22 protein-coding genes are annotated in these 24,420 nt (G+C 39.1%); 17 read left to right on the top strand and 5 right to left on the bottom strand.

The features are described 5' to 3' along the window. Positions 1 to 19: 19 nt before the first annotated feature. Positions 20 to 280: a 30S ribosomal protein S20 gene (rpsT, locus tag BW142_RS15675; RefSeq protein WP_002958225.1), complete on the bottom strand. Its 261-nt coding sequence runs from the start codon at positions 278 to 280 to the stop codon at positions 20 to 22. Between the two features lie 253 nt (positions 281 to 533). Between rpsT and murJ the strand changes: the two genes are divergently transcribed. From murJ to BW142_RS15740, 13 genes are all read left to right on the top strand, one after another. Beyond that, a complete protein-coding gene (murJ, locus tag BW142_RS15680) occupies positions 534 to 2,114 on the top strand; it encodes a murein biosynthesis integral membrane protein MurJ (protein WP_290193044.1) in 1,581 nt (526 codons plus the stop codon). 84 nt (positions 2,115 to 2,198) lie between these two features. Continuing rightward, complete coding sequence (ribF, locus tag BW142_RS15685; protein WP_076925461.1) at positions 2,199 to 3,149, top strand: bifunctional riboflavin kinase/FAD synthetase; 951 nt, start codon at positions 2,199 to 2,201, stop codon at positions 3,147 to 3,149. A gap of 5 nt (positions 3,150 to 3,154) precedes the next feature. After that, positions 3,155 to 5,983, top strand: a complete 2,829-nt coding sequence (gene ileS, locus BW142_RS15690; protein ID WP_076925462.1) for an isoleucine--tRNA ligase — start codon at positions 3,155 to 3,157, stop codon at positions 5,981 to 5,983. Between the two features lie 12 nt (positions 5,984 to 5,995). Further along, a complete protein-coding gene (gene lspA, locus BW142_RS15695; RefSeq protein ID WP_002958230.1) occupies positions 5,996 to 6,496 on the top strand; it encodes a signal peptidase II in 501 nt (166 codons plus the stop codon). Continuing rightward, positions 6,493 to 6,933, top strand: coding sequence for an FKBP-type peptidyl-prolyl cis-trans isomerase (gene fkpB, locus BW142_RS15700; RefSeq protein ID WP_002958231.1), 441 nt, complete (start codon positions 6,493 to 6,495; stop codon positions 6,931 to 6,933). Before lspA ends, fkpB begins: the two co-directional genes overlap by 4 nt. Then, positions 6,933 to 7,862: a 4-hydroxy-3-methylbut-2-enyl diphosphate reductase gene (gene ispH / locus BW142_RS15705; protein ID WP_024598447.1), complete on the top strand. Its 930-nt coding sequence runs from the start codon at positions 6,933 to 6,935 to the stop codon at positions 7,860 to 7,862. Before fkpB ends, ispH begins: the two co-directional genes overlap by 1 nt. Before the next feature lie 39 nt (positions 7,863 to 7,901). Beyond that, on the top strand, positions 7,902 to 8,936 hold the full coding sequence (locus tag BW142_RS15710; protein WP_076925463.1) for a histidine kinase: 1,035 nt from the start codon (positions 7,902 to 7,904) through the stop codon (positions 8,934 to 8,936). Further along, positions 8,933 to 9,634 (top strand): LytTR family DNA-binding domain-containing protein, encoded by a 702-nt coding sequence (locus BW142_RS15715; protein WP_076925464.1) that lies wholly within the window; start codon positions 8,933 to 8,935, stop codon positions 9,632 to 9,634. Before BW142_RS15710 ends, BW142_RS15715 begins: the two co-directional genes overlap by 4 nt. 183 nt (positions 9,635 to 9,817) lie before the next feature. Continuing rightward, a complete protein-coding gene (gene pilV, locus BW142_RS15720; protein ID WP_007581374.1) occupies positions 9,818 to 10,378 on the top strand; it encodes a type IV pilus modification protein PilV in 561 nt (186 codons plus the stop codon). A 1-nt stretch (position 10,379) separates the two neighbouring features. Continuing rightward, on the top strand, positions 10,380 to 11,375 hold the full coding sequence (locus tag BW142_RS15725) for a PilW family protein (protein ID WP_076925465.1): 996 nt from the start codon (positions 10,380 to 10,382) through the stop codon (positions 11,373 to 11,375). Beyond that, positions 11,363 to 11,866: a hypothetical protein gene (locus tag BW142_RS15730; protein ID WP_007581376.1), complete on the top strand. Its 504-nt coding sequence runs from the start codon at positions 11,363 to 11,365 to the stop codon at positions 11,864 to 11,866. Before BW142_RS15725 ends, BW142_RS15730 begins: the two co-directional genes overlap by 13 nt. A gap of 1 nt (position 11,867) precedes the next feature. Then, a complete protein-coding gene (locus tag BW142_RS15735; protein WP_076925466.1) occupies positions 11,868 to 15,104 on the top strand; it encodes a PilC/PilY family type IV pilus protein in 3,237 nt (1,078 codons plus the stop codon). Positions 15,105 to 15,113: 9 nt separating this feature from the next. Beyond that, positions 15,114 to 15,530 carry a type IV pilin protein gene (locus BW142_RS15740; protein WP_076925467.1) on the top strand — a complete coding sequence of 139 codons (417 nt, stop codon included), beginning with the start codon at positions 15,114 to 15,116 and terminating at the stop codon, positions 15,528 to 15,530. Positions 15,531 to 15,536: 6 nt separating this feature from the next. Here BW142_RS15740 and BW142_RS15745 read toward each other — a convergent pair whose 3' ends face one another. Next, the gene (locus BW142_RS15745; protein ID WP_024589415.1) at positions 15,537 to 16,067 is read right to left on the bottom strand and encodes a GspH/FimT family pseudopilin; all 531 of its coding nucleotides are present in this window, start codon (positions 16,065 to 16,067) and stop codon (positions 15,537 to 15,539) included. Positions 16,068 to 16,146: 79 nt separating this feature from the next. Then, positions 16,147 to 16,698, bottom strand: a complete 552-nt coding sequence (locus BW142_RS15750) for a GspH/FimT family pseudopilin (RefSeq protein ID WP_076925468.1) — start codon at positions 16,696 to 16,698, stop codon at positions 16,147 to 16,149. Between the two features lie 160 nt (positions 16,699 to 16,858). Here BW142_RS15750 and glnB point away from each other — a divergent pair, with 160 nt between their 5' ends. Beyond that, positions 16,859 to 17,197 carry a nitrogen regulatory protein P-II gene (gene glnB, locus BW142_RS15755; RefSeq protein WP_008166582.1) on the top strand — a complete coding sequence of 113 codons (339 nt, stop codon included), beginning with the start codon at positions 16,859 to 16,861 and terminating at the stop codon, positions 17,195 to 17,197. 48 nt (positions 17,198 to 17,245) lie between these two features. On the opposite strand, the gene BW142_RS15760 is transcribed toward glnB, so the two are convergent. Beyond that, the gene (locus BW142_RS15760; RefSeq protein ID WP_024598438.1) at positions 17,246 to 18,010 is read right to left on the bottom strand and encodes an outer membrane protein assembly factor BamD; all 765 of its coding nucleotides are present in this window, start codon (positions 18,008 to 18,010) and stop codon (positions 17,246 to 17,248) included. A gap of 141 nt (positions 18,011 to 18,151) precedes the next feature. Between BW142_RS15760 and rluD the strand changes: the two genes are divergently transcribed. From rluD to clpB, 3 genes are all read left to right on the top strand, one after another. Next, on the top strand, positions 18,152 to 19,129 hold the full coding sequence (gene rluD, locus BW142_RS15765; protein ID WP_002962209.1) for a 23S rRNA pseudouridine(1911/1915/1917) synthase RluD: 978 nt from the start codon (positions 18,152 to 18,154) through the stop codon (positions 19,127 to 19,129). After that, entirely contained in the window at positions 19,129 to 19,860 is a 732-nt protein-coding gene (pgeF, locus tag BW142_RS15770) for a peptidoglycan editing factor PgeF (RefSeq protein ID WP_076925469.1), read from the top strand. Before rluD ends, pgeF begins: the two co-directional genes overlap by 1 nt. A 96-nt stretch (positions 19,861 to 19,956) precedes the next feature. Continuing rightward, the gene (clpB, locus tag BW142_RS15775) at positions 19,957 to 22,533 is read left to right on the top strand and encodes an ATP-dependent chaperone ClpB (RefSeq protein WP_076925470.1); all 2,577 of its coding nucleotides are present in this window, start codon (positions 19,957 to 19,959) and stop codon (positions 22,531 to 22,533) included. Positions 22,534 to 22,585: 52 nt separating this feature from the next. Here the strand turns inward: clpB and BW142_RS15780 are convergent, their stop codons facing one another. Next, the gene (locus tag BW142_RS15780) at positions 22,586 to 24,133 is read right to left on the bottom strand and encodes a PAS domain-containing methyl-accepting chemotaxis protein (RefSeq protein ID WP_076925471.1); all 1,548 of its coding nucleotides are present in this window, start codon (positions 24,131 to 24,133) and stop codon (positions 22,586 to 22,588) included. Positions 24,134 to 24,420 lie beyond the last annotated feature (287 nt).

The raw sequence follows: 24,420 nt of genomic DNA on the forward strand, positions 1-24,420 counted from the left end.
ATATTCTATCAAAAACAAATTATAGAGCTTTAATCTTAGCTGCTATACGGCTCTTATGACGAGCTGCTTTGTTTTTGTGAATTAGACCCTTAGTTGCGTAACGGTCTAGGATAGGTGTAGCAACAGAAAAAGCTTGCTGTGCAGCTTCTTTATCGCCCGCTTCAATAGCAACAATTACTTTTTTGAAGTAAGTGCGCATCATTGAACGACGGCTTGCGTTGTGCTGACGGTTTTTTTCGCTTGTGATAGCGCGTTTTTTTGCAGACTTGATGTTAGCCAAGGTTTGCTCCTAACAATCTTAAAATAAAGCTTAAATTAAAGGCCGTGGAATATGCCTGTTTCTATCATGGATGTCAATTTAAATTTAACAATCCAAGAAAAACTGCACCATATAACGAGCATCAATTTGCCGCTTTAGCAGTTAATACCGACATTGTAACAAAGCACAGACCCCCAGCCTAGTGCTTTAAAGCGATTTATAAAAAAGACTGTGGCATAATCGCCTATCTTGAGGATTTTTGAGTAGGTTTAAGGTGTCAAAAGGTTTATTTCGCTCCGGTATGATTGTTAGTTGTATGACTATGATATCGCGTATTTTAGGGCTCGTTCGAGATGCGGTCGTTGCCAATTTATTAGGCGCAAGTGCGGCGGCTGATGTTTTTTTATTTGCTAACCGTATTCCTAACTTTTTACGTCGTTTATTTGCAGAAGGCGCCTTTGCACAAGCATTTGTACCCGTGCTGAGTGAAATTAAAGAACAGCAAGGCGACGACAAGGTCAGGCTTTTTGTTGCACAAGCAGCAGGCACATTAGGAACCATTTTACTGGTTGTCACTATTATAGGTGTTGTTGCTTCACCCGTTATTGCAGCATTGTTTGGCACTGGTTGGTTTATAGATTGGTGGCAGGGCGGACCTAATGCCGAAAAATTTGAGCTTGCAAGCTCATTACTTAAATTTACATTCCCATATTTGTTTTTTGTAAGCTTAGTTGCGCTCAGTGGTGCGGTAATGAACGTGTATAACCGCTTTGCTGTTGCTGCATTTACACCAGTTCTACTCAATGTTTCTATCATCACATGTGCAATTTTTTTACATGATAAATTTAGTGTCGGGGCTTATTCTCTCGCAATTGGCGTATTTATTGGTGGCGTTGTACAGCTATTGTTTCAACTTCCATTTTTATACCGAGCAAAAATGTTGGCGCGTCCGCGCTGGGCATGGCAAGACGAAAACGTAAAAAAAGTACGTAAACTTATGCTCCCTGCTTTGTTTGGCGTATCTATTAGCCAAATTAATTTGTTGCTTGATACCATGATTGCTTCATTACTGATGACAGGCTCGATAGCATGGCTTTATTATTCAGACCGTTTAATTGAATTTCCGCTGGGCTTATTTGGTATTGGTATTGCGACAGTTATTTTACCGGCACTCTCTAAGTTACATAGCAGTAAAAAAAGCAGTGATTTTCAACATACCCTCGACTGGGGAGTGCGTTTTGTTATATTTTTAGGCCTACCAGCAATGATAGGTCTAATGATTATCAGCCCGCTTATTATCACCGTATTGTTCGACCACGGTGCGTTTAAAGAAGACAGTGTTGATCATGTTAAAGCAGTAAGTTTAGGCGTAGTCGCGTATTCAGTAGGGCTTGTAAGCTTTATGCTGATTAAAGTACTTGCTCCTGGCTTTTATGCTCGTCAAGACACAAAAACGCCGGTGCGTATTGGTATTATCACCTTAGTACTGAATATGGTATTTAATATTATGTTGGCTCCTTTCATTGGTTATTTAGGTTTAGCACTCGCTACTTCACTATCGGCTAGTTGTAATGCGTTTTTGCTGTATAGGCAGCTTAAAAAAGAAAATGTGTATCAGTTTTCATCAATGAGTATGCGCTTTACACTAAAATGTGTTGTAGCAAGTATTGTTATGGGAGCTGTTACATGGTTTGTGAGCAGTTACTATTACTGGGCTACATGGGCTTTTACACAGCAGGTAATATTATTAATGGTATTAGTGGCTTTGGCAGGTATTAGCTACTTTGCAATGCTATTTTTGATGGGCGTTAGACTAAATACGATAAAAAGTGTAGCAATTACTGAATCAAACTAAAAAAAAGATTATAATCGGCAACTCTGCGGCTTTAATAAATTTTTAGCCGTAATTAATAACTCGCTAAACAAGGCATTAGGTGGCATGGAGTTAATTAGAGGTATACACAATATTCGCCCACACCACTTTGGTTGTGTGTTAACTATTGGTAATTTTGACGGTGTTCATTTAGGCCACGCAGAAGTATTAAAAGGCTTACTTAGTGATGCTAAAGCGCATAGTTTGCCTAGCACTGTAATGCTATTTGAACCCCAGCCACAAGAATTTTTTGCTAAAAACAATGCACCAGCACGGCTAACACGCTTACGAGATAAGCTACGTTTGCTTCGTGATTTAGGTATTGAGCGAGTTATTTGCATTAGCTTTAATCAGCAATTTGCAAACATGCATGCTGAGCAATTTGTTAATGATATTTTGATTAAAAAGTTAGGTGTTAAAGCTCTCACTGTTGGCGATGATTTTAAGTTTGGGAAGCAGCGCCAAGGTAACTTTGACTTACTTGCTAGCATGGGCAAGCAAGCGGGCATGGACGTAAAAAGCACCGCGAGTTTTCGTCAATTAAATGCTAGAGTAAGCAGCACTTTAATACGAGATGCTTTGGCATCTGGTGACTTAGCAAGTGCTAAAATAATGCTTGGTCACGATTATGCTATTTCTGGGCGTGTTATACACGGCTGGAAAAGAGGACGTGAACTCGGTTTTAGAACGGCAAATATTGCCCTAAAACGCCAAGTGTGTCCTGTCAACGGGGTGTTTGCAGTGCAAGCAACGATTGCAGGAAAACAGATTTTTGGAGTTGCAAATGTAGGTAATAAGCCGACATTTAATGGAACTCGTGCATTATTAGAAGTTCACCTTTTTGATTTTGCACAGGATATTTACGGACAATTTATGCATGTGGAGTTAATAAAAAAACTTCGCAATGAAAAAAAATTCGAGACATTAACACAATTAACGGCGCAAATAGCAACTGATGTTGCTGCCGCTAAGCAGTGTTTTGGTTTAAATCAGGTAGCCGATAGAGACGGAATGTAGGATAAATGAGCGACTATAAACATACTTTGAACTTACCGGAAACACCGTTTCCAATGCGTGGCAATTTGGCACAACGTGAACCAAAAATGCTTAAAGCATGGTATGAAGACGACCTGTACGGTCAAATTCGCAGCGCTAAGAAAGGTAAAAAGACCTTTATTTTGCATGACGGCCCTCCGTATGCAAATGGCGATATCCATTTAGGCCACTCAGTTAATAAAATATTAAAAGACATTATTGTTAAGTCTAAAACATTATCTGACTTTGATTCACCATTAGTACCAGGTTGGGATTGTCATGGTTTACCAATCGAGTTAATGGTTGAGAAAAAAGTAGGCAAGCCGGGCGTAAAAGTAACCGCGAGCGAGTTTCGTGAAAAATGCCGTGCATACGCTAAAAAACAAGTTGAAGGTCAAAAAGTTGATTTTAAACGTTTAGGCGTATTTGCAGATTGGGATAAGCCTTACTTAACAATGAACTTTGACTTTGAAGCGAATGCCATTCGTGTACTTGGTCGTATTATTGAAAAAGGTCATTTGCATAAAGGTGCTAAGCCTGTGCATTGGTGTACAGATTGTGGTTCTGCATTAGCAGAAGCTGAAGTTGAATACCAAGACAAGCAATCACCAGCGATTGATGTACGTTTTACATTTGTTGATCAAGATGCTGTTGTAAGTGCATTTGATTTGGCTGATGGTCACAAGGGTGAAGGCAGTGTTGGTACTGTTATTTGGACAACAACACCGTGGACGCTTCCAGCAAACCGCGCAGTAGCTGTGCATGCCGATTTAGAATATGCATTGGTGCAGGTTGAAGATGAAGGCGCACAACAACGTCTAATTTTAGGCTCTGAGCTTGTTAAAGATGCAATGGACCGCTTTGGTTTTAATCACTTTCACGTATTAGGTTATGTAAAAGGTGCTGCACTTGAAAACTTAACTGTAGCCCATCCTTTTTATGATTTTGATGTACCCGTGATTGTTGCAGAACACGTAACGACTGACTCAGGTACCGGTGTTGTACATACAGCACCAGGACATGGTCAAGAAGATTTCGTGGCTGGTTTAAATTACAACCTTGAAGTAGCTAACCCTGTTGGCGCTAATGGTGTTTATTTACCAGATACTGAACTTTTTGCAGGTCAGCATGTATTTAAAGCAAATGCGAGCGTAATTGAAGTATTAAAAGAGCACGGTGCATTAATGCATCATCATGCTATAACTCATAGTTACCCACATTGTTGGCGCCATAAAACACCCATTATTTTCCGTGCTACACCACAATGGTTTGTAAGTATGGATCAGGCTAACTTGCGTCAAGATTCTTTAAAAGAAATTAAAAACACGCAGTGGTTGCCAGAGTGGGGCGAAAGCCGTATTTCAAACATGGTTGAAAGCCGCCCAGATTGGTGTATATCTCGCCAACGTACTTGGGGTGTGCCAATTGCATTGTTTGCTGATAAAGATACCGGTGCACTTCATCCAAATACTCAAGAGCTAATTGAGCAAGCGGCACAGCTAGTTGAAAAATCAGGTATTCAGGCATGGTATGATTTAGAACCAGCTACATTACTTGGTGAAGAAGATGCCAAGCAATACATGAAAGTGCAAGATACGCTAGATGTATGGTTTGACTCAGGTGTTTCACACGCATGTGTTGTAGACGCACGTGAAGACTTGGTTGGTCCAGCTGATTTATACCTTGAAGGTTCTGATCAACACCGTGGTTGGTTTATGTCATCAATGATGACATCAGTGGCTATTAATGGTCATGCACCATACCGCCAAGTATTGACCCATGGTTTTACCGTTGATGAAAACGGCCGCAAAATGTCTAAGTCGCTAGGCAATGTTATTTCACCACAAAATGTGATGAATAAACTAGGCGCCGACATTCTTCGTTTATGGGTTGCTTCTACCGATTACACGGCAGAAATGACTGTGTCGGATGAAATATTTAAGCGCTCTGCCGATCGTTACCGCCGTATTCGTAACACGAGCCGTTATTTACTAGCTAACCTAAATGGTTTTGATCCAAAAACAGATCAAGTGGCTATTGATGACATGGTTGAGCTTGATAAGTGGATTGTTGGTCGTGCTGCTCAGTTGCAAGACGAAATTTTAGCCGCATACGATAGCTACCAAATGCTATTAGTAACGCAAAAGCTAATGAACTTCTGTACAGGTGAGCTTGGTTCGTTCTATTTAGACGTAATTAAAGATCGTCAGTACACAGCTAAGAGTGACAGCCATGCACGTCGTTCTTGTCAAACAGCGCTTTATCATATTGCAGAAGCAATGACGCGTTGGATGGCACCTATTATGAGCTTTACCGCACAAGAAATTTGGGAAGCTTTACCGGGTGAGCGTAGTGACTACGTATTTACATCTGTTTGGTACGATGGTTTACAAGCGCCAACAAATAGCCAATTTAGTAACGATGACTGGTTAGAGATTTTAACAGTTCGCGACGAAGTAAACCGCTTATTAGAAGCTGCACGTAAAGAAGAAGTCATTGGTGCAACGCTTCAAGCAACGGTTAATTTATTTACTGGTAAAGAGCTTGCCGCTAAATTAAATGCGCTTGGTGATGAACTGCGTTTTGTATTATTAACATCTGCCGTAAATGTTTCTGAAGTTGATAGTCAGCCAGCTGATACACAAGCTACCGAAATTGAAGGTTTGTTCATTAGTGTTGCTGCAACAGATGCTGCTAAATGTGAGCGTTGTTGGCATTACAGTGAAGATGTAGGTGTTAATCCTGCTCATCCTGAAATTTGTGGTCGTTGTGTAAGTAATGTTGACGGCGAAGGCGAAAAGCGTCAATTCGCTTAGGAGTTATTCTTAGTGAGCAAACTAGCCCAAAAAAGTGGTTTAGTGTGGCTTTGGTTGAGTCTATTACTATTAGTAATAGACTTTGCCAGTAAAACACTTGTTGTAGGGACTATGGCTTATCAAGAGTCGATAAACTTACTCCCTGTTTTTAGTATTACTTATGTGCATAACTATGGTGCTGCTTATAGCTTTTTAAGTGAAGCGGGTGGTTGGCAGCGTTGGTTTTTAAGTGCGATTGCCGTTGCTATTAGTGCTTTACTTGTGTGGTGGCTAAAACGCTTACCTGCAACAAACAAAGTACTATGCGGTGCTTATGCACTGGTACTTGCAGGCGCTATTGGTAATTTATACGATCGTATTGCGTATGGTTATGTAATCGACTTTATTCACGTATTTTATAAAGACTCACATTTTCCGGTATTCAATATTGCTGATTGCGCTATTTGTATTGGCGCAGCGTTATTGTTATTTGACGCCTTTACCGGCGAGAGTCCGAAGGAGCATAAAGCATGAGCCAAGCTGTAATTGGTGAAAACTCGCAAGTTATTTTCCATTTTTCTATTAAATTAGAAGATGGCTCTGCCGCTGATTCTACCAAGGTGCACAACAAACCTGCTAAATTAACAATGGGCGATGGCAGCTTAACGGCAAACTTCGAAAAGTGTTTATTAGGTTTAACTGCAGGCGAAAGTAAAACGTTTGAATTAGAACCTGAAGATGCTTTTGGTCAGCCAAATCCAGATAATATTTACTACGTTGACCGCAGTAAATTTGGCCCAGAAACACCAGCCAAAGTAGGTGCAATTATTGCGTTTACTCAACCTGATGGCACTGAGCTTCCTGGTTTAGTTCGCGAAGTGCAAGGTGAGTCGGTAACGATTGATTTTAATCACCCTTTATCTGGTCAGCGTTTAACGTTTGAAGTTGATATTATTGAGGTGGAAGGTTAATGGAAATATTACTAGCTAATCCTCGCGGTTTTTGCGCTGGTGTTGACCGTGCTATTAGTATTGTTGAGCGCGCTCTAGATATTTTTGAAAAGCCAATTTATGTGCGCCATGAAGTAGTACATAACCGCTATGTGGTTGATGGACTAAAAAGTCGTGGTGCGGTATTTGTTGAAGAGCTTGATCAAGTACCTGACGACAGCATTGTTATTTTTAGCGCACATGGCGTATCGCAAGCTGTTCGTTCTGAGGCTAAACGCCGTGATTTAAAAGTATTTGATGCAACGTGTCCGCTTGTAACTAAAGTACATATGGAAGTTACACGTGCGAGTCGTAAAGGTATTGAGTGTATTTTAATTGGACACCATGGCCACCCTGAAGTAGAGGGAACAATGGGACAATATGATAACTCAGCCGGTGGCATTTATCTTGTTGAAACCGTTGATGATGTTGTTGCGCTTAATGTAAAAAATGCTGAAAATCTTTTTTATTGCAGCCAAACAACACTCTCAGTTGATGACACCGCAGATGTTATTGATGCACTACGTAATAAGTTTCCATCAATTGATGGACCGCGTAAAGATGACATTTGTTATGCAACGCAAAATCGTCAAGACGCTGTTCGTGACTTAGCTGATAAAGTTGATGTGCTATTAGTTGTTGGCGCTAAAAATAGCTCTAACTCTAATCGCTTACGTGAACTTGCAGATAAAATGGGCACAGTTGCTTATTTAATTGATGATGCAACTGATGTACAAGAACAATGGGTTTCGGGTTCTAAAGCTGTAGGCGTAACTGCGGGTGCATCTGCGCCAGAAGTACTCGTACAACAAGTTATAAGCCGATTAAAAGAACTTGGTGGTACGCAAGTTGTTGAAAACCCGGGCGAGATAGAGAATATCGTTTTTGCTGTTCCTGTAGAGCTACGTTAATTTAAATATATTAAACATTTAGATTAAAGGAGAGTCGTTATGAGCAAGTCACTTCAAAATGATGGTTTGCTTTTTTCGGCTCTTTTTAATGAGCGAGGCGTACTAGCTTCGCTTATTGTTTCTCAAGTTATTGCTATTGTTTTAGCTTTTGCACCCAATGTAGAAGGAGATATTTGGCTTCGGCTTGGGATCATTAGCTTGTTTATGCATTTAATTGTTTTATTCGGTACCTCTTCTTTATATTTTTGTAGAGCTTTTTTACAAAAACGTACTCAAACTTTTCAGTTAAGTATATTTTTTGCCTCTTTTTTATTATCTACCTGTATTTTTAGTATTTTATTTTCTCATTTTGCTTTTGATATAGATGATACAAATAACCTAATTTATTTCACACTTCGCAATTGTATTATAGTGGCTTTACTGGCTGCTTTATTCGTCCAGTTTCTATTAATTCATTTTGAAAAAGAGCAACAAACTAAAGCACTCTCTCGTGCAGAACTTGATGCCTTACAAGCTAGAATACGTCCTCATTTTTTATATAACAGTTTAAACACTGCTGCAGAGCTTACCCATCATGATGCAGATGCGGCAGAGCAAGCCATTTTAGCTTTAGCCGCCTTATCGCAGGCTGCAATGCACTCGGGGAAGAATGTATCTCTTGAAGATGAAATAACGCTGAGTAAGCAATATATCGCACTTGAAACGTGGCGTTTTGGTAATCGCTTAAGAGTTGATTGGCAAATACCTAATGAACTACCCGCATTGAGTATTCCTTGCTTAACCCTGCAGCCATTAATTGAAAATGCGGTATGCCACGGCGTTGAAACAAGTGAGCATGGTGCAGAAATAAAAGTAGAGCTACATATCACTACCGGCTATATAACCATGATTGTTTCTAACCCTATAACAATTTCTAATGCTCAAACTAGGCCTAATAACGGAATGGCACTTGAAAATATTCGCCAGCGATTAAATATTTATTATAAAAATAAAGCGCAGCTAACAATTACTAATAAAAATGATGTGTTTAGGGTCAAGGTCGTTATCCCTAAGCTAATTGAGGGCAGTGTATGAATGTACTCATTGTTGATGATGAACCTCTTGCGAGATCTCGCTTAATCCGTTTGTTAACACACGATAAAAGTATAGTTGTACAAGGTGAGGCAAGTAATGGTAAGGAAGCTCTAGTACTTGCTAAAAAGCAAACGCCAGATTTGATTTTTTTAGATGTTGATATGCCTGGTATGAATGGTTTACAAGTTGCTAATGAGCTCAATAGTTTAACTCTACCTCCTGCTATTGTTTTTATAACTGCCCACCCTGAGCATGCCTTCGATGCTTTACAATTAAGCGCTGCAGGTTATTTAGTTAAACCTATTTCAGAGCAATCACTGCAGAAGGTGCTTAAGCAAGTTGGGCGTTTAAATAAAGTACATATTCAAAAACAACAAAATGTAAAAATCTCTTATCAGCTAGCTGGTACTCTACGTAGTGTTGATATAAATGATGTTTTGTACTTTAGTGCCGAAGAAAAGTACACCAAAATGATATTCCCGGGTGGGGAAGCTTTACTGGAGCAAAGCCTAAAGCAATTAGAGCTGCAATATCCCACATATGTTTTGCGAATTCATCGCAATACATTGGTTAATAAACAAAAAGTAATTGCTTTGCATTCAAAAGGGAATAGCAATCATATGATTGAGCTACAAGGGTGCAGTGAGTTATTGCCAGTGAGCCGCCGCGAGCTTAAATTAGTTAAAAATACGCTTTAGACTTATTTCGCAATTAAGTTGCCTCTGACTTAAATACATTTACGCTTAATTACTACTGTTTTGTTGAATGAGCCGATTTAATTAACCGTTTATCAACAAATATAACCGCTTGTCTTAGTCCTCATTGATTCCTCAAATAAATAGCATAAACTTATAATCAGATAATTTTTATTTGGTTCTAATATGCAGTCATCTCAAACAAAAGTGCAAAGAGGCTTCACTCTAATTGAAGTGTTAATTGCATTTATTATTCTTAGTTTTGGCCTTTTAGGCGCAGTTGCCCTGCAAGCAAAAGCAAAGCAAGCAAGCTTTGATTCTATGCAGCGCGCTGCTGCAGTTGCACTTGGTAATGATATTGTGCAGCGTATCCGTGCTAACGATACCCCTCAAATAGCGGGACTGTACACACAAACATTTGATAGTGAAACTGCAACGACAACCTCGCAAACGTGCTTTACAAATACTTGTAGCGCAGCGCAAGTTGCGGCGTTAGATCTTGAGCAGTGGAAAAGAGCTATAAGAGCTCGAGAAAATACGGGATCTTTAGATGGTGCTACCGTATGTATTGCACCTACAGCAGTTGCTGGCTCGGGTGGTAAGGCATTTAATTTAGAAGTAATTGTTTCGTGGCAAGGTCGACAAGAGTTTAATGCAAATGATGCTACTGGCGCTATAAAGTGTGGAACGGCTGACAAAAAGCGCCGCTTAGTTGTTTTAACTAGTTATATTTACCTTAGGAGCTAACATGAAGCAAAAAGGTTTTACACTTGTAGAAATGATGATTTCATTATTTATTGGTGGATTAATACTCGGTGGCGTTATGTTCACCTATATAGGTATGAAAGTAACAACTAAAGATACGATGACTATTGGTGAACTTCAAGAATCAGGGCGCCTTGCAATTAACATAATGCAACGTGATATTGAACAAATTGGCTTTTGGGGAACTTATTATGACGATTCGTTCACTGCAGTAAATACAGATACACTAGCAAACCCTGGAACAGACTGCTTTGAAGGGTTAAATAATGGGAGTTTTCCTGATTTTGCTACAGCTAGTAATTTTAGAACTATTTACGCAAAGGTTGCTGGAGAATCAAAAGAGCTTAACTGCCTAAATAATCCAATTAAAAGCACTGACATTATCCAATTAAAATTTTTACAAGGCAAGAGCTTAACAGTTAACGTAGCAACTAATGAGACTCAGGCTGATGAAAACTACTTTGTAGCTGAGCAAGAGAAAGCTCAATTTTTCCGTGGAACGGTTAACGCTGCTACTCTTAATGTTAATGCAACTGTTTGGCCTTATAGCCATCATGTTTATTATTTATCAGAACAAACTTATAAAGTTAATAATAAGAATTTAACTGTACCTGCATTAATGAGAAAGCGCCTGGTTGGTGGAAGCATCAACACAGAAACTATTATGGAAGGTGTTGAGAACATGCGGTTTGTTTTTGGTCTTGATACTAACAGTGACAATCGTGTAGATACCTACCGAAGTATTCAAGATATGAAGTATACAGATTGGGAAAATCGTAAAGGTATTTTAACTGTTCAGGTTTTTTTATTAATACGCGCATTACAGCCAGACCCAGGAGTTAAAATTAAAAACCAAACTTATACATTAGGTGAAGATGAAGATAAGCGTGTATTAACATTTACCGATAATTTCAGACGCACGGTGTTTACTACTACTATTCGATTAAATAATGTTGGATCAAATTTATGGCGTATTTAAAACAATCACGAAAAAAACAGCAAGGTGTAGTTCTAATTACAGCTTTAATAATGGTTATTGCAGTGACCGGTATTGCTGTAACACTTATGAGCAGTAGTAGTATTGATATTAAAATTACCAATGCAGCACAAGAGCGCGAAGTAGCCGAAAATGAACTCATTGGTGAAGTGCAGCGCATGATCTCTGATGAGGCAAATCAAGGCGCTAATAATCAGTTCTTCCTGACTCCCGATGAAGTAACTGCAATCGCGGATGGTGATGACAAAGGTATGGTGATTGCAAATCATGCAGATATGCAAAGCAAAATGACTAATCTGAACAAGGGAGCGTTAGATTTAGAATGTCCTCGACGCTTTAATTTTACAGCTGGTATATCGTGCAATATGTTACAGGTTGCGACCACAATAGAATATGGATCTAAAAGTAAGCATGAACTAACTATTGTTACAGGTATAGCACAAGAAATGGCCAGCGTAAGCAAGGGGATTTAAGATGAAATTTAAATTAAACAAAGTGTTAGCCTCTTTGCTTGGCTTAACAATAAGTATGTCGGTATTCGCTGAGGATATTGAGCTTTATGTAAATCATGATGTAGAGACAGACGAAAATCCAAGAGTGTTAATGATATTTGATACCTCTGGCAGTATGGATTGGAGCGTTATCAATGGTGATGATCAAGTCTGTTACACAAAGTATCAATATGAAGAGACAACTGGACGTGGCAGAAATCGTCAAACTGTTACATATGATGCTTACCAACAGGTTACATGCTTTGCAAGTAAGCCAGAATATAATGAATACAATGAGCAATGCTATATAGGTGTAAATGGCGTTGCAGTTGCAGATTGCCATGACCGAAGAATCGATGTAGCTAAAAATGCGATGACACAATTAGTCAATGATAATGATGATATTGATTTTGGTTTGATGCGATTTAAGGATAGTGCTGGAGGGTATGTAGTAGCTAAAGTTGGCGCTAATAAATCAAATATTTTACAAGACATTGATGATTTACCTGCCAGTGGTGGGACTCCAATAACAGAGACATTATGGGAGGCTTATCGCTATATAACAGGGCAAAACCTTGATTATGGTCGATTCTATAATGATCGAGATAAAAGTATCGATAACAATGTAACTTATAGCTCACCTTTTGAGCAGAGTAATGGTGAACCATTACGCTGTGATAACTCAATTAATATTATTTTAATGACAGATGGTGATCCAACAAATGATGATGGAAGGGACGCTTCAATTGCAGCTGTCCATAACAACCTTTTTACTGATGCCATCCCTTTTGACAGTGGTCGCTATAGCGGAAGCTATTTAGTTGCAATGGCTAAAATATTACATGGTACCTCGGACACGAAAGTGGATTTATACACTCCAACAAGTGATGTATTAGATACAGGCCGTGTATACACAATAGGTTTTGGCACAGGAATGAGTCAAGGGGGAATTGATCTACTAGACAAGGCGGCAAGTGTTGGTGGAGGGCAGTATATAGAAGCAAGAACTGCAGAAGCGCTTTCAGAAGCATTAAAAAATACTATTTCAAGAATTAGAGAAGTAAATGATAGTTTTTCATCGCCTTCAGTTGCGAGTAATAATGTAGATCAAACTCGTAGCCGGGATGCTGTTTATTTTGCCATGTTTTACCCTGAAACCGGTGCTCGTTGGCGTGGAAACTTAAAAAAACTGAAAGTATCAGGGAATCAAATTGTTGATTCAAAAGGATTGTCGGCACTTGATGAGAATGGCTTAATTGACGAAAATGCAGAAACATTTTGGTTGCCAAGTGGGGAGCCAGCGGATGGTAACTTAGTTGCACAAGGTGGTGTGAACCTTCATTTAACGACATTAGATTCAGATAGCCGTAATTTATACACTGATAATCAGGGAGCTATAGTAAATTTTAATACCTCAGTTGTGAGTGATATTCTCAATCTAGTCGATAACAATCCGCTAAGCTTATCGAGCAATGATATCAAGTGGGCAATGGGTATAGACGTTGATGATGAAGATGGTGATGGGTCTAGCATTGATCAGCGCAAAGATATTTTCGGTGATCCTCTGCATTCTAAACCTGTTGCAATCGATTATGGTAATGATGATATTCGAGTTTTGATAGGAACTAATGCTGGCTTTTTACATATGTTTAAGGATTCAGATGATAGCGTAAGTGAAAGTTGGGCATTTATACCGTCTGCTTTATACAACATTATTGAACCTCTACGTGAAAATCAAGCCGATACGAAAGTATATGGTATGGACGGTCCTATTAGTATTTATTTTGATAATAAAAACTTAAATAGTGATGGTTTAAATGACGGTATTATTGATGCGAGTGGCGACGATAAAGTGTGGGCTTTTGCGGGGATGCGTCGCGGTGGTAAAAATTACTACGGACTTGATATAACAAACCCGAACATACCAAAAAAATTATGGGACGCTCCAATCGAAGGTGGTAAAGGTGATTTTAAAGAGCTTGCACAAACCTGGTCAAAGCCACAAATAGCCTACATTAAAGCCTTTGGGGATAAACCCTTATTAGTTTTTGGTGCTGGTTATGACACTAATAAAGACGCCGCTATACGTAGTGAAGATAATATAGGGCGAGGTATCTATATTGTTGAAGCCGAAACAGGTAAACGAGTGTGGGCGTTAACACCCGATATTAATGGCTTTAAAGGTAAGCATAGTATTGCTGCAGATATAACCACGCTTGATTCAGATTATGATGGATATATAGACCGAATTTATGCGGCAGATACAGGTGGAGATATTTGGCGTATAGATATGCCTGGTAGTAATACTAGCGAGTTTAGCCACTTTAAATTAGCTGAGCTTGGTAGTAATAAAGCAACTGAGGACCGACGCTTTTTCTATAAACCACTCGTAGCACGCACAATTTATAGTAAAGTAAGCGAGTCAACAGTTAATGGCAGCACTGTTATAACACGCTTAGATACACCGTATGATGCGATAGTTATTGGCAGTGGTAATCGCTCAAAACCAACTGGGACCAATGAAAAAGATCAATTGTTTATGATCAGAGATGAAAATACGGTTACTAAATCGTATAAAACGAATGCTCCAGATACTATTGTACCTGCTGATTTGATGCAAATGAACTCAGATCCATTTGGTAATGCGTTAGATGACGTTGATGATTTTGTTGATTTGGAAGTCGATTTAGCTAAATTTAATGGTTGGAGATATGAGTTAGGAACGGGTGAAAAGTCATTAGCTGCTGCTACCGTAGTTGGAGGTGTTGCTTATTTTACAAGCTTCACTCCTGCATCAGATACATCGACTGAAAATCAATGTTCGCTAAGTGGTGGTGGTGGTTCTTTATACGCTTTTCACTTACATTACGGTACTAAGGTGTATGACGACCTTAAATTTACAACCAGCTATGATGTACCAGATACACCTCAGTTATACTTTGGTGAAAGCCCTTCATGTGTAGATGGTAATGGCGATGGTAAATGTGATGACGACCCAACAGTTGACGTAATACAAGAAAGTCAGTTTTATTTAATTGGGCCGGGTATTAAGGGTGAAAATGCGGAAAATCCAATGAAACCTGTAGAAATAAAAGGTCCTGGTTTAACTGTCGTTGATGGTAAAGTAGTGTTAGTTAATGACGATGCTGTAGGATTTGGCTTTAAAACCCAACAAACATATATCTATAAACGTGAAGAAAATGACGAAGTTAATAATTAAGGAAGTTAAATGAAAAAACAACACGGGTTTACCTTAATTGAGCTGATGATAGCCGTTGCTATCGTCGGCATACTCGCTTCAATTGCGCTGCCTAACTATACTGAATATGTAAAGCGGGCTTCGCGCGCTGAAGCTGCTGCAGCATTATTAGATGCTGCAAACAAGGAGGAGCAGTATTTTGTGGATAATAGGGAATATACAGAGACATTTACTGATTTAGGATTGCAAAGTAAAACCGAAAATGGTCACTTTGAGCTATCCATAAAGGTAGTCGATAGCAATACCTTCACTATTACAGCTAAGCCTATAGCCGGTGCTGTAAAGGGGGATAACGATTGTAAAGAGCTTACAATTACTGACACAGGTCTCAAAGGTGCAAAAGGGTCTAAAGGAGACTCAGATGTTGACTATTGCTGGGGTCGATAGCCTAGATTACTTCTTCTGACACTTATCAGTTGATTTGATGCGAATTCTACCCGTTTGACTTACAGATAAAGCCAATCCTTCGAGATTGGCTTTATCGCTATTGGGGCAATATATAAAAGTCCCATTTTGAAAACCATTTAAAGAACCATCTGGACGAAATGTAATGGCGTTGCGCGGATACTCTAAAGTATCAGCATCATGAACATCCTCGAAAGTGCTTAAGAGTAACTCATCATCATCTAGAGTCGTTGATTTATCTTTGTCGATAAAGAGTGACATTTGACCATCCCACTCGTCCTTTGTGCATTGACTGCCTTTTAGTGCGCAAAGCGTGACGTAAGTACCATTTTCAATTGCGTAAAGACGGCCATAATTTATATTTCGGTGTAGTAGATTCACATGGTTATCTAATCGGTTTTTAGCCAAGAAGTCTGGATAAAACCACATCGATAATTGACTGATTACACTGACAACAGCAATTGAAACCATTAATTCAAGAAGTGTCACTCCCTTGTTTTTTGATATTGATAATCTCATCCTTGAAGACCTGAGTTAATAAATGATTAACTCAGTCTAGTAAATGATACAAATATGACAAGATTAATTTGTATGTTTTTTAACCGCAAGTCTGAGCTGTATCACCAGTATAAAAAGAAGTACCAGATTGAGATACTGTTAAAGCTTTGTTATTTTCATTATCACTATTAGGGCAATAGATAAAGTCTCCCGGATTTGTTGTAATACGACCACTGGTATTAAAACGAAGACTTGTCTCATTACCACTATAACTAAGGCTATCAGTTGCAGGAATATCCTCTATAACTCTCAACAGGGCATCGTTAGCTACGTTATAACTTCCATTGTTATCAGCATCAACAAAAACAACAATGATTTTATTCGTGTCCCATTCTGGTTCACATTCAAACTCATCTTTAGCTTGTTTAATAGCGCCTTCTTGTGCGGGACATAAAATAACTATTTCATCCGTACTTGCAGCTTGAGAGCGAGCATAAGTAATATTTCTTTTTAATTCCAACAAAAAATTCTCAGCTCTATTTTCTTCTAGCATATCGCTGCTATTCCAAATCGCAATGGATGCAATGATCCCAACGATAGCAACGGTTACCATGAGCTCTAAAAGAGTGAATCCGTTTTGTTTATTTTTCATATTAATCTCATTTACTGCTAGTCATTTAAGTATCGCTATTTTTATACAATAAATTATACCATGATCGGTTGTTTTATCACCGTAATTCAATCGCTTTGTTTGCTATGAGCATTATGATTGTCTAAAATCGAGGCAACTGGAGCTTTCAAAAGTAATTAATATGAAAAAAATAGAAGCAATTATCAAACCTTTTAAGTTAGATGATGTGCGTGAAGCATTGTCTGACGTGGGTATTACAGGTATGACGGTAAGCGAAGTTAAAGGCTTTGGGCGTCAAAAAGGCCATACTGAGCTATACCGTGGCGCAGAATATATGGTGGATTTTTTACCTAAGGTTAAACTTGATATTGTATTGACTGATGAAAATGTAGATCGTGCAATTGAAGTTATTGTAAAAACGGCGCAAACAGGAAAAATCGGTGATGGTAAAATATTTGTCACTGATGTTGAGCGTGTAATACGTATTCGTACTGCTGAGGAAGATGAAGAAGCGATTTAATATTTTCTTCTACGCAGTAAAAAGGCGCTTAGTAAGCGCCTTTTTTATTTATTTAGTTCTTTTATTTAGTCTTCTTGTTTGCTTTGCGTGCTCACTAAGCTCAGTTAAGCCTAATTGATTATAACTTTTTTCCATCATTTCAAGCGCTGGATCTAAGTAACTGCTTTGTGAGTAATGTTCAACAACAAATTTACCTCTATTAGCAGCAGCTAAATAAGCTTCACGTTCGTAATAGTAAGTTGCTACTTTTAATTCATAACGTGCCATACGGTTTAAAAGCCATACTAAACGACGCTTAGCTTCAGGTGCGTAATCACTTTTCGGAAAGCGTTTTACTAGTGTTGATAAATCGGTAAATGCAACACGAGTACGGTTAGCATCACGGTCTGCTCTATCTACACCAAAGTATTCTTGGAACGCATTTTTATCAGCTTTAATGTTTACTAAACCACGCATGTAATACATGTAATCTAGGTCTTTATGGTTTGGATTTAAGCGAATAAAGCGGTCAATGGTTGCAAGTGCTTGTTCAGTATTACCTGATTGGTAATGTGCATACACTAAGTCCATTTGTACTTGTTTAGAGAATGGCCCAAACGGGTAGCGAGAGTCTATTGCACTCAAAAGTTCGATTGCACGAGCATATAGGCCAGAATCTAGTGTTTCTTTTGCATCTTCATATAAAGCGTGTGCAGATTTATTCGGTACACGTTGAATGTCTTCTTGGTCTGGAGCAGACGAACAAGCGCCTAAACTAAGTACAGAAACTGAAAAAACAATGGCAAATGCACGTTTCCCTATTTTATTTATCATTTTATTTGTTACCTTCGATGTCTTCGGCTAGGCCAAGTCGGTAAAACCGAGTAAACTATGCGTATTATATTATGCTTTTATTAAAAGCGATTCTAACCCAGTCGAGCAAAGCTTGCACTGGTAAATTGGGTAAAGTTACTAATGTCAGAGCAAATTTCTCTTCAAGCCGACGTTCCAACCGAATTAGGTGGTAAACGTCTAGACCAAGTATTAGCACAATTGTTCCCTGATTATTCACGTTCTCGTATAAAAACGTGGATTTTGGATGATAAAATCACCGTAGACGGTGAAATTTTCAACACTCCACGCGAAAAGCTACTAGGTGGTGAAGTTGTAAGTGTTGAAACAACAATTGAAGCACCACGCGAATACGAAGCACAAGATATCAAATTAAACATTGTTTATGAAGACGATGATATTTTGGTAATTAATAAACCAATGGGCCTAGTGGTTCACCCTGGTGCGGGCAATCCTAATGGAACAGTGCTAAACGCATTACTACATTACTACCCTGAAATAATTAACGTGCCACGCGCAGGTATTGTGCATCGTTTAGATAAAGACACGACCGGTTTAATGGTTGTAGCTAAAACGATTCCAGCACAAACGCATTTAGTAACAGCGCTACAAAAGCGTGAAAACTTCACGCGTGAATATGAAGCACTGTGTAATGGCACTATGACCGCAGGTGGTATGGTTGAAAAAGCGATTGGCCGCCATCCGACTCAGCGTACTCATATGGCAGTACATGAACTGGGTAAACCGGCAATTACACATTACCGTGTTGCTGAAAAATTCCGTGCTCATACTCGTTTACGTCTGCGCTTGGAAACAGGTCGTACTCACCAGATTCGTGTGCATATGGCACATTTAAATCATCCGCTAATTGGCGATCAATCTTATGGCGGCCGTCCGCGTCCACCTAAAGGTGCAACACCTGAATTATTTGAGTTACTTCGTAGCTTTAGACGCCAAGCACTACATGCTGTAAAATTGAGTATTGCGCACCCAATCACCGGTGAAATGATGACGTGGCAAGCACCTATCCCAGACGATATGGTCGCGATGACACATGCACTACGTGAAGATACTAAAGCTAATCCTGATATCGATAGATAATGCACTTATTGTCAGCGACATGGCAAAACCTTCATAAAGTAGGAACGTTAAGTACTACTTGTGGAGGTGGTGTTTCAAAAATCCCATTTAAAAGTTTTAATTTGGGATTCCATGTTGGTGATAATCAAAATCATGTATTAAAAAACCGTTCACTATTAACCAAACACTTACCTAAACCTGCCGTGTGGCTAAATCAAGTTCATAGCTCTAATGTTGTTATTGTTGATGAGAATTTTGATTTTGATGAGTTACACAATGCTGATGCGCTTTATACTCAGTTATTAAATCAGCCTTTGGCTATAATGACTGCCGATTGCTTGCCTATTTTATTAGTGAGTGATGATGAAAAGGAAGTTGCAGCTATACATGGCGGCTGGCGAGGGCTTGAGCAGGGAATTATTAAAAATACTTTAGAATGTTTTAGCTCAAAGTATGAAAACATAAGTGCGTGGCTAGGGCCTGCAATTGGGCCAATTAAATTTGAGGTTGGGGCTGAAGTGCTTGAGTTATTTCAAAAAAGGTCTTCTTCATTTATTCAAGCATTTACACCACAAGCTAATGGCAAATATCTTGCTGATATTTACGGTATTGCGCGTACTTTACTTACCCAGCTAGGAGTTAAAAATATTACGGGTGGCGACTATTGTACAGTCTCTCAAAGTGACTTATTTTTTTCTTATCGACGAGATGGGCAAACTGGACGTATGGCTAGTTTGATCTGGCGCAAGTAATTAGTATCTTTAATCATTATATTTCCTCCTACACCTTGAACAAACACCTAAACATACCCATTAATTAAGCAATTAGATTATTTAATAGGTAACACCATGCGTTTAGATAGATTTACAAGTAAATTTCAATCTGCGCTTTCTGATGCGCAATCGCTAGCCCTTGGCCGCGATCATCAATTTATTGAACCCGTACATTTAATGTATTCATTGCTAAAGCAAAGTGGCTCTAGTGTACGTGCATTATTTGCACAAACGGGTGTCAGCGCTGACGAACTCAACACCAAACTTTCACAAGAAATAGAAAAATTATTTAAAGTCGAAGGTGTCGGTGGCGATGTCCAGCTATCAAACAATATGGCATCACTTATTAACCTATGTGATAAGTACGCGCAAAAACGCAAAGACAAATATATTTCAAGTGAATTATTTGTACTGGCGGCATGCGATGATAAAGGTCCACTTGGCGATATATTTAGGTCGTTAAATATTACCTCGACTAAAATTGAAACCGCAATTAAAGCGATTCGCGGTGGTCAAAAAGTTGATGACCCAAACGCTGAAGAAACACGTCAGGCGCTTGAAAAATTCACAATTGATCTAACTGAGCGAGCAGAGCAAGGTAAGCTTGACCCCGTTATTGGTCGCGATGACGAAATTCGCCGCACGATTCAGGTATTACAACGCCGTACTAAAAACAACCCTGTATTAATCGGTGAACCAGGTGTTGGTAAAACAGCAATCGCCGAGGGGTTAGCACAGCGTATTATTAATGGTGAAGTACCTGAAGGATTAAAAAATAAACGCGTACTATCACTTGATTTAGGTGCTTTAGTTGCGGGTGCTAAATACCGTGGCGAATTTGAAGAACGTTTAAAATCAGTATTAAACGAATTGGCTAAAGAAGAAGGCCAGGTCATTTTATTTATTGATGAAATACATACTATTGTGGGTGCAGGTAAAAGTGATGGCGCAATGGATGCAGGCAATATGTTAAAGCCAGCATTAGCACGCGGTGAATTACACTGCGTTGGCGCAACCACGCTTGATGAATATCGTAAATACATAGAAAAAGACGCAGCTCTTGAGCGTCGATTTCAAAAGGTACTTATTGAAGAGCCATCGGTTGAAGATACCATCGCAATATTGCGAGGCCTAAAAGAGCGATATGAGTTACATCATTCAGTAGAAATTACTGATCCCGCGATTGTTGCTGCGGCGCAGTTATCTCATCGTTACATTAGCGACCGTCAGTTACCCGATAAAGCGATTGATTTAATAGACGAAGCAGGTTCTTCAATTCGATTACAAATTGATTCAAAACCAGAGTCATTAGATAAACTCGAACGCCGTATTATCCAACTTAAGTTAGAAGATAACGCGCTAGCGAAAGAAAAAGACGAAGCAAGCCAAAAACGCCGAGCTGAAATGCAAGAGTTGATCACCGAACTTGATGGGCAATACCGTGAGCTAGACGAGATATGGAATGCTGAAAAAGCATCACTTCAAGGCACGCAAGTAATTAAAGCCGAGCTTGAACAGGCAAGATTAGATTTAGATGTAGCGCGAAGAGCAAGTGATTTACAGCGTATGTCAGAGTTGCAATATGGACGAATTCCAGAGCTTGAGCGCAAGCTCGATTTAGCCTCACAAGCCGAAATGCAAGAAATGACTCTGCTTAAAAACCAAGTAGGTGAGGATGAAATTGCTGAAATACTGTCTCGCTGGACAGGTATTCCTGTTGCAAGAATGCTACAAGGTGAGCGTGAAAAGCTGCTGCAAATGGAAGATAAGTTACACAGTAAAGTAATAGGGCAAGATGAGGCGGTTGTTGCTGTTTCTAACGCAATACGCCGCTCGCGTGCCGGGCTTGCAGATCCTAACCGTCCTATTGGTTCTTTCTTATTTTTAGGCCCGACAGGTGTGGGTAAAACAGAGCTGACAAAAGCACTGGCTGGTTTTATGTTTGATACCGAAGATGCCATGGTGCGTATCGACATGTCTGAGTTTATGGAAAAACATTCAGTTGCACGCTTAGTAGGGGCACCTCCAGGCTATGTAGGTTACGAAGAGGGCGGTTATTTAACGGAGGCCGTACGTCGTAAACCTTACTCAGTGATATTGCTTGATGAAATAGAAAAAGCACATCCTGATGTGTTTAATATTTTACTGCAAGTATTAGATGATGGCCGATTAACTGACGGACAAGGTAGAACGGTTGATTTTAAAAATACCGTTATTATCATGACCTCAAACTTAGGCTCAGATATTATCCAAGAGCAAGCGGGTAATAATGACTATACGACCCTTAAAGCTAAAGTAATGGAAGTGTTAATTAATGAGTTTAGGCCTGAGTTTATTAACCGTATAGACGAGACGGTCGTGTTCCATCCATTAGCTAACGAGCACATAAAAGAAATAGCTGATATTCAGTTAATGAAATTACGTGAGCGTTTAACTGAAATGGGATATTTACTTGAAATAAGTGATGCGGCTCTTGAGCGAATTGCAGAAAGTGGGTTTGATCCTGTGTACGGTGCACGTCCGCTTAAGCGGGCTATCCAACAAACGATAGAAAACCCACTGGCTCAAAAGCTACTTAATGGGGACTACATACCTGGTTGCGTGATTGTTATTGATGCAAATGACGACGCTTTGGTATTTACCAAACGCTAATTGTAAATAATTAAACTCTAAAGCCGCTAAAATAGCGGCTTTTTTATGTTTGTTAAACTTTAAAAGTTAGTAATAAATCGTTCACTCTACGTGAGCCTTCAACAAGCTCAGCTGCACCTTTTGCCACATTAAAGCTTAAGCTTAAGTTGTTATCTCCAAAGTCTTTAATTTGCGAAACATTATTACTAATGTCGTTACTAACCATTTGTTGCTCTTCTGCAGCGGATGATATTTGTATTGCCAAGTGAGATATTTCACTGATTTGGATAAAAATCCCCTCTAATTCAACTTGGGTTTTATCGGTTGTCAAAACACAGTTATCGGCTTGTGCTTTAGTGCTTTGCATTACTTTGGACCAGCTAAATAAAGTGTCTTGTATTTCTTTAATAGAGCTATGGATTTGTGTCGTAGCATTTTGAGTGCGTGACGAAAGAGTCCTTACCTCATCGGCGACTACAGCAAAGCCTCGGCCATGCTCTCCTGCTCTAGCTGCTTCAATAGCTGCATTAAGGGCAAGTAAGTTAGTTTGATCGGCAATTCCCTCTATTTCACTCATTACTTTACCAATCTTATCTGCTTCGGAGGCTAAGCTGGTGGCTGTGGTTGCAGCCTTTTCTACTTGAAAAGCTAAATCAGATACCATTTTACTATTATCTGCAATATGGTCTTTTATTTCAGAGCAACTTTGGTGGGTGTTATTCACTTTATCAGCTGTTTGGGCGGTATTCACAGATATTTCACCAATGGTAGAGCTCATTTGAGTCATCGCTGATGCAATTTGTTCTAAACGCTCACCTTGCGAAGAAATGCCTTTTTCAGTAAGCGTAGATTGTTTATCTAGATCAGTCGCAATGCCATTAAAGCTTAATGTAGAGTCTTTCATACGGCCAAGAACCGTGCGCAACTTTGCGCTTAGCATTTGCTCTCTATAATCACTTACGCTATGCGGTGTGTGGCCGCTGTAAATATAGCGAGAGATTGAATCGGCTTGCGCTTTTTGTTCGCGTAATATTTTAGGGGTAATAATCAGTTCGTCATAATTTAGCACAATAACTAAAGCGCAAATAAATAGGCTAATTGCAGCGATAGTAATTGACCCAGCAACAGCAGTAAAAATTAGCCAAAATAATAGGCATATGAATGTGATGCTTTGTCTTATCGCCGTGTGTTCTCGCAGATTAAATGATGATTTGTTGGTATTTATTTTGTTGTAAAGAGCGTGTGCACGTTGTTTAAGTTGAGAGCTCGCTTTGGTTCTTACTGATTGATAACCAACAAGTCGGCTATGCTCAAAAATGGGTGTTACAAAGGCATCTACCCAATAATAACGGCCATCTTTACAGCGGTTTTTAACCATACCACGCCACGAGTGTTCTTTTTTTAATGTTGCCCACATTTCTTCAAAAGCAGCTTTTGGCATATCAGGGTGACGAACAATATTATGATGCTGACCGATAAGCTCTTGTGCGCTATATCCTGCCACAGAGCAAAACTCTTGATTGACGTATGTTATTACACCTTTGAGGTCGGTAGTAGAAACAAGCTCTTGTGACTCATCAAAGTATACTTCTTCATTTTTTAAGCTTTTATCATTGTGCATTATGTTTATTATCATCCTTTATTGTTGCTGTCATTATATTGGTTACACACTACAAAGCAAAAAATAGCGTCATTCCTTGTATGCTCATAAGGCAAATAATTGTGTTTATTGATCTAGATCAAATTTAAATGTCGGATAGCTAAATTGAGCTCATTTTAAACAAGTTCCGGTCTATTATTTTAGGCTTATATTTTGCGTATTTAATTTATACTTAAATACGCATTTAAAGCATTTGTATAATGCCCAGAGCAATGGCAATATTACGACTTAATATAATGATGTTGGTC

Origin of the sequence: Pseudoalteromonas sp. EB27, assembly GCF_001974875.1 — a bacterium.
Lineage (GTDB): Bacteria > Pseudomonadota > Gammaproteobacteria > Enterobacterales > Alteromonadaceae > Pseudoalteromonas.

Excerpts from the sequence above, each read along its gene's own strand:
- ribF (WP_076925461.1), top strand. The coding sequence starts at position 2,199 with ATGGAGTTAATTAGAGGTATACACAATATTCGCCCACACCACTTTGGT.
- ileS (WP_076925462.1), top strand. The coding sequence starts at position 3,155 with ATGAGCGACTATAAACATACTTTGAACTTACCGGAAACACCGTTTCCA.
- fkpB (WP_002958231.1), top strand. The coding sequence starts at position 6,493 with ATGAGCCAAGCTGTAATTGGTGAAAACTCGCAAGTTATTTTCCATTTT.
- ispH (WP_024598447.1), top strand. The coding sequence starts at position 6,933 with ATGGAAATATTACTAGCTAATCCTCGCGGTTTTTGCGCTGGTGTTGAC.
- BW142_RS15710 (WP_076925463.1), top strand. The coding sequence starts at position 7,902 with ATGAGCAAGTCACTTCAAAATGATGGTTTGCTTTTTTCGGCTCTTTTT.
- BW142_RS15715 (WP_076925464.1), top strand. The coding sequence starts at position 8,933 with ATGAATGTACTCATTGTTGATGATGAACCTCTTGCGAGATCTCGCTTA.
- pilV (WP_007581374.1), top strand. The coding sequence starts at position 9,818 with ATGCAGTCATCTCAAACAAAAGTGCAAAGAGGCTTCACTCTAATTGAA.
- BW142_RS15725 (WP_076925465.1), top strand. The coding sequence starts at position 10,380 with ATGAAGCAAAAAGGTTTTACACTTGTAGAAATGATGATTTCATTATTT.
- BW142_RS15730 (WP_007581376.1), top strand. The coding sequence starts at position 11,363 with ATGGCGTATTTAAAACAATCACGAAAAAAACAGCAAGGTGTAGTTCTA.
- BW142_RS15735 (WP_076925466.1), top strand. The coding sequence starts at position 11,868 with ATGAAATTTAAATTAAACAAAGTGTTAGCCTCTTTGCTTGGCTTAACA.
- BW142_RS15740 (WP_076925467.1), top strand. The coding sequence starts at position 15,114 with ATGAAAAAACAACACGGGTTTACCTTAATTGAGCTGATGATAGCCGTT.
- BW142_RS15745 (WP_024589415.1), bottom strand. The coding sequence starts at position 16,067 with ATGAGATTATCAATATCAAAAAACAAGGGAGTGACACTTCTTGAATTA.
- BW142_RS15750 (WP_076925468.1), bottom strand. The coding sequence starts at position 16,698 with ATGAAAAATAAACAAAACGGATTCACTCTTTTAGAGCTCATGGTAACC.
- glnB (WP_008166582.1), top strand. The coding sequence starts at position 16,859 with ATGAAAAAAATAGAAGCAATTATCAAACCTTTTAAGTTAGATGATGTG.
- BW142_RS15760 (WP_024598438.1), bottom strand. The coding sequence starts at position 18,010 with ATGATAAATAAAATAGGGAAACGTGCATTTGCCATTGTTTTTTCAGTT.
- rluD (WP_002962209.1), top strand. The coding sequence starts at position 18,152 with ATGTCAGAGCAAATTTCTCTTCAAGCCGACGTTCCAACCGAATTAGGT.
- pgeF (WP_076925469.1), top strand. The coding sequence starts at position 19,129 with ATGCACTTATTGTCAGCGACATGGCAAAACCTTCATAAAGTAGGAACG.
- clpB (WP_076925470.1), top strand. The coding sequence starts at position 19,957 with ATGCGTTTAGATAGATTTACAAGTAAATTTCAATCTGCGCTTTCTGAT.
- BW142_RS15780 (WP_076925471.1), bottom strand. The coding sequence starts at position 24,133 with ATGCACAATGATAAAAGCTTAAAAAATGAAGAAGTATACTTTGATGAG.